Source organism: Fructobacillus papyrifericola, assembly GCF_018437235.1.
Lineage (GTDB): Bacteria > Bacillota > Bacilli > Lactobacillales > Lactobacillaceae > Fructobacillus > Fructobacillus papyrifericola.
This window is the reverse complement of the sequence record NZ_JAAMFJ010000006.1, coordinates 1-4,988: the sequence shown is the minus strand read 5'-3', so window position 1 is coordinate 4,988 and position 4,988 is coordinate 1. Positions and strand designations below refer to the sequence as shown.

Genomic DNA, 4,988 nt, shown 5'->3' with positions numbered 1-4,988 from the left:
GTCTGTGGTTTAGTACTCTCAGACGAGACTTGATTAGTTCCATTTGAACCTGGATTGGATGGAGTATTGGTTCCGTCCTGATTATCAGGATTGGATGGAGTGTTGGTGCCGTCCTGATTATCAGAACCGGTGGCATGCTTGGTGTACGTAACCGTGAAGGTCATATCTTGCGAGTCGCTATTCACTGTTTGAGCGGCAATTTCAGCTTGGTCAGGCGTATAACCATCAATAACTGGGCTTTTGACTGCTTCAAAGTTTTGATCGGCTGACCAATCACCATAGGTAACTTCACCTGTAACAGCATCAGTATATTTAGTCCGAGTGAATGTCAGCGACTTGGTATAAGTGTCTGCCGCTTCTGTGCCATCTGCGTACTGGTAGTGAATGGTTTGTGTGACCATTTTTGATTCAGTGCTTTCGGTCGGAGCATTCTTTTCGTAAACGAACGTAAGGTTTTGCTCATCATTCGATAGCGTTCCGGAGGTGGCGGCATTATCTTTCACTTCTTTGAACGTATAACCTGGAATATCAACTGGCGATTCGTTGAAGGCATCACCGACATTACCGCTAATAACCTTTTGATCATAAATTGGGTTACCATTGACGTCTTGATAATTGATAATTAAATCCTTGGCAGCCGTTTGAGTCCTTTGCCATACATAGGTGCCAGGCATTGAACCATCGTAGTTTTTCATAAAGTCCAAACTACTGTCGTAAACCGAACTTGGGGAAGCCGGGTCCACCCGTTCCCATTTACCCGTGTATTCACCAGTGGAAGTATCAATTTCAGGAAGAGTGTCGTATCCACCACTGTTGACGACTTCAAAATCACGGAAAATAGTTTTTGGTCCTAGCGTTAAAGTATTAACCTTTGATCCTTGAAACATTTGCTCAACAGAAGCGGAATAGTCAACAGCTAAATTAGAGGTATCGAAATTGGTTAAATCGAGTGTGGTAACGTTTGTCTCCGCGAAAATAAATGCCATTTGTTTGATGCTTGAAGGATGCCATTGACTAACATCGATCGTGGGAACGATAGTTCTCTGGAACATACACACCATATCTTCAACTTTAGATACATCCCAGTGACTAACATCTAAGTTCTCGATATCGCTGTCACTGAACATACTGCTCATATTCGTCACATTGGAAGTATCCCATTTGCTGACATCTAAGGTCTTGATCTTGCTGCTAGGAAACATACCTTCCATATCCGTCACTTTGGAAGTGTCCCAATCGCTCACATCTAAGTATTGTGCTTCACTGTCAGAGAACATAGATGCCATATTCGTCACATTGGAAGTGTTCCAATTGCTAACATCGAACTGCTTAATTTTAGCAACATAGAACAACTGGGACATATCCGTCACTTTGGAAGTGTCCCAATTGCTAACATCTAAGTTCTCGACATCGCTGTTAGCGAACATATTTCTCATATTAGTCACATTGGAAGTGTCTAACTGGCCACTAATACTCGTTAACTCTCTAAAATAAGAAGTACCGTATTTTGATGAGTAAGCTCCACAAAACAAATAAGATGAATCTTGTGGTGCTTTCACATCACCCTCTAAAATAATTTGTTTAACCTTATATTTTGATATATTAGGGATTTCTTCGCCCGCCTGGCCAATCGTTCCAGCGCTAACCGTTAACGTACCGGTTGTGGAATCAAAGGATACAGGCGACGTTCCCCAAGTACTAGTGACGACGGAAGTGTCCGCTTGAGTACTGGCTGAACTAGTCGTTGTAGAGCTATCCGATACCGGCACTGAATCGGCCTGCATCGTCTCGGTGCTGACAATTCCTCCCAAGATAAGGCCAGATAATGTGAACACCATAAGACTACTTTTTTTCATTATATCTCCTAATAAATAGTTTCTAAACCGTATTTATACAAGAAATACAGTAGCTTATTATAACATCAATCAATATAAAAAAATTAGTTAACTGGCACCCCAACCCCCGCCAAGGGCAGCAAGTTGTTTTGAGTAGAGTGATTGAAAGGTTTTCCAAAAAAGCGTCCACCTTGCTTCGATTAAAGTAAGATGAACGCTTTTTACCATTGAGCGTTTATTTGGGTCGTGGATGATTTTTATTGGCGGTTGAAAGAGAAATAAAAGGCGGGCTGCTTTTATTTTGGACAGGATTGATTTTGAGTTGGGTTAACTAGACCAATTCGAGTTGACATAAGATAGATTAAACCAAGTAGCCCGGCTGCAAGGCTTCTCGCCCCTTTGTGAAATTAGCCTTGTGAATTTTAATCGGCAGCCCTTTTTCCTTCATTCACAAGCTTGCTTTCTGTCCGAATTTCACAATCTAGTCCGATTGCTTTTTTATGGTATTAATAGTTTTGTTTTCAAGTACTTGATATTGATTTTCAAAATTCCGTTTACTTTCAGCAGACATGCTTTCTACTACATAAATTAGTGCATTTTCAATGACATTTTTTTGATTTCCTTAGGGCCGTTATCCTATAAGGCTGAGACGGGACAGGCGTGTACCCGTAAGGAGGGAGGTAGTTGTTCCGTCCAAAGCACGTCCAAAGGCTGAAGTAGCGTTCAACTGGGCAATGAATAATTGGACATGGGTTAGCTCGCCCAGCAAGTGATTGGCAAAGTAGTGGTTCCTAGGTTAGCACCTAGGAGGCTCTGATAGGCGTTTTTAGCTCAGAGCGGAAGTCTGTGGCAACACATTACCCGGAACAAACGGGAGAGTGGGCAGAATGCTCTTTAAACGATGTTAGCGACTTGACCAAAGCGATGGCTCTTAGCTATACCTTGGAAAAGCCCGTAAGTATTCTCTTTTTTGAGATTTACCTAAGGGCTCTCTCTGCTCAAAACAACTTGCTGCCCTTGGCGGGGGGGTGCCAGTTAACTAATTTTTTTATATTGATTGATGTTATAATAAGCTACTGTATTTCTTGTATAAATACAGTTTAGAAACTATTTATTAGGAGATATAATGAAAAAAAGTAGTCTTATGGTGTTCACATTATCTGGCCTTATCTTGGGAGGAATTGTCAGCACCGAGACGATGCAGGCCGATTCAGTGCCGGCGTCGAATAGCTCTACAACAACTAGTTCAGCCAGTACTCAAGCGGACACTTCCGTCGTCACTAGTACTTGGGGAACGTCGCCTGTATCCTTTGATTCCACAACCGGTACGTTAACGGTTAGCGCTGGAACGATCGGCCGGGCAGGCGAAGATATCAGTGGCATATCAAAAAATAATGTTACGAAAATTATTTTAGAGGATGGAGTTCAGGCACCACAAGATTCATCCAATTTGTTTCGTGGAAATTACCAATCAAAATACAATTATTTTGAAAAGTTAACGAGCATTAGCGGGCAATTAGACACTTCTAATGTGACTAATATGAGCTATATGTTCCATTATAGCGTTGTCAAGAACTTAGATGTTAGCAACTGGGACACTTCTAATGTGACTAATATGAACTCTCTTTTCCTTCACAGCGATGTCGAGAACTTAGATGTTAGCAACTGGGACACTTCTAATGTGACGAATATGAGCGCTCTTTTCTCTTTCAGCGATGTCAAGAACTTAGATGTTAGCAACTGGGACACTTCTAATGTGACAGATATGAGCGATATGTTCGCTCTCAGCGTTGTCAAGAACTTAGATGTTAGCAACTGGGACACTTCTAATGTGACTAATATGAACTCTCTTTTCCTTCACAGCGATGTCGAGAACTTAGATGTTAGCAACTGGGACACTTCTAATGTGACAGATATGAACAGTGTGTTCGGTGGCGTTCAGGCTCCGGTTTTAGATGTTAGTAAATGGGACACTTCTAATGTGACAGATATGGGGGATATGTTCGTTGGCGTTCAGGCTCCGGTTTTAGATGTTAGTCAGTGGAATGTATCTAAAGTTGAAAATATGTCGTTTATGTTCGACACTACTTACGCCACCACAATTAATCTGAGCCAATGGAACCCTTCAAACCTCAAATCAATGAGAAGAATGTTCGCGTTTTCACATGTTACTACCATCGATTTAACCAATTTCGATACTTCCACGTTCGAAGTTGACCCTTATGCTTATGCTGATGTGTTTTCTGACTCAAAAGTTAATACTTTAAAGCTAGGACCAAAAACCGTTTTCAGTACTTTGGAAAGGCAGGAATTTTTAGAACTTCCCGAAATTGACACTTCCACTGGTGAATACACGGGTAAATGGGAACGGGTGGACCCGGCTTCCCCAAATTCAGTCTATGATAGTAGTTTGGATTTTATGAAAAACTATGATGGTTCAATGCCTGGCACCTATGTATGGCAAAGGACCCAAACGGCTGCCAAGGATTTAATTATCAATTATCAAGACGTCAATGGTAACCCAATTTATGATCAAAAGATTATTAGCGGTAATGTCGGTGATGCCTTCAACGAATCGCCAGTTGATATTCCAGGTTATACGTTCAAAGAAGTGAAAGACAATGCCGCCACATCCGGAACGCTATCGAATGATGAGCAAAACCTTACGTTCGTTTACGAAAAGAATGCTCCGACCGAAAGCACTGAATCAAAAACGGTCACACAAACCATTCACTACCAGTACGCAGATGGTACCGAAGCAGCTGATACTTATACAAAGTCACTGACATTCACTCGGACTAAATATACTGATGCTGTTACAGGGGAAGTTACCTACGGTGATTGGTCAAGCGATCAAAACTTTGAAGCAGTCAAAAGCCCAGTTCTTGATGATTATACGCCTGACCAAGCTGAAATCGCTGCTCAAACAGTGAATAGCGACTCGCAAGATATGACCTTCACGGTTACGTACACCAAGGATGCAACCGGTTCTGATAACCAAGACGGCACCAACACTCCATCCAATCCTGATAATCAGGACGGAACCAATACTCCATCAAATCCTGATAACCAAGATGGCATCAACAACAATCCATCCAATCCAGGTTCAAATGGAACTAATCAAGTCTCGTCTGAGAGTACTAAACCACAGAC

2 protein-coding genes and 1 pseudogene are annotated in these 4,988 nt (G+C 41.8%); 1 reads left to right on the top strand and 2 read right to left on the bottom strand.

Going from position 1 to position 4,988, the window contains the following annotated elements; all coding sequences use genetic code 11:
* Together G6R28_RS06585 and G6R28_RS06665 are read right to left on the bottom strand one after the other, a co-directional pair.
* The coding region (locus G6R28_RS06585) for a BspA family leucine-rich repeat surface protein (protein WP_238479378.1) at positions 1-1,856 on the bottom strand (1,856 nt) is incomplete at its 3' end.
* A 460-nt stretch (positions 1,857-2,316) separates the two neighbouring features.
* A pseudogene (locus G6R28_RS06665) lies at positions 2,317-2,442 on the bottom strand (hypothetical protein); the annotation flags it as partial.
* A gap of 519 nt (positions 2,443-2,961) precedes the next feature.
* On the opposite strand from G6R28_RS06665, the gene G6R28_RS05855 reads away from it, so the two are divergent.
* Positions 2,962-4,988, top strand: a 2,027-nt coding sequence (locus G6R28_RS05855) for a BspA family leucine-rich repeat surface protein (protein WP_213793310.1), incomplete at its 3' end; no start/stop codon positions are given.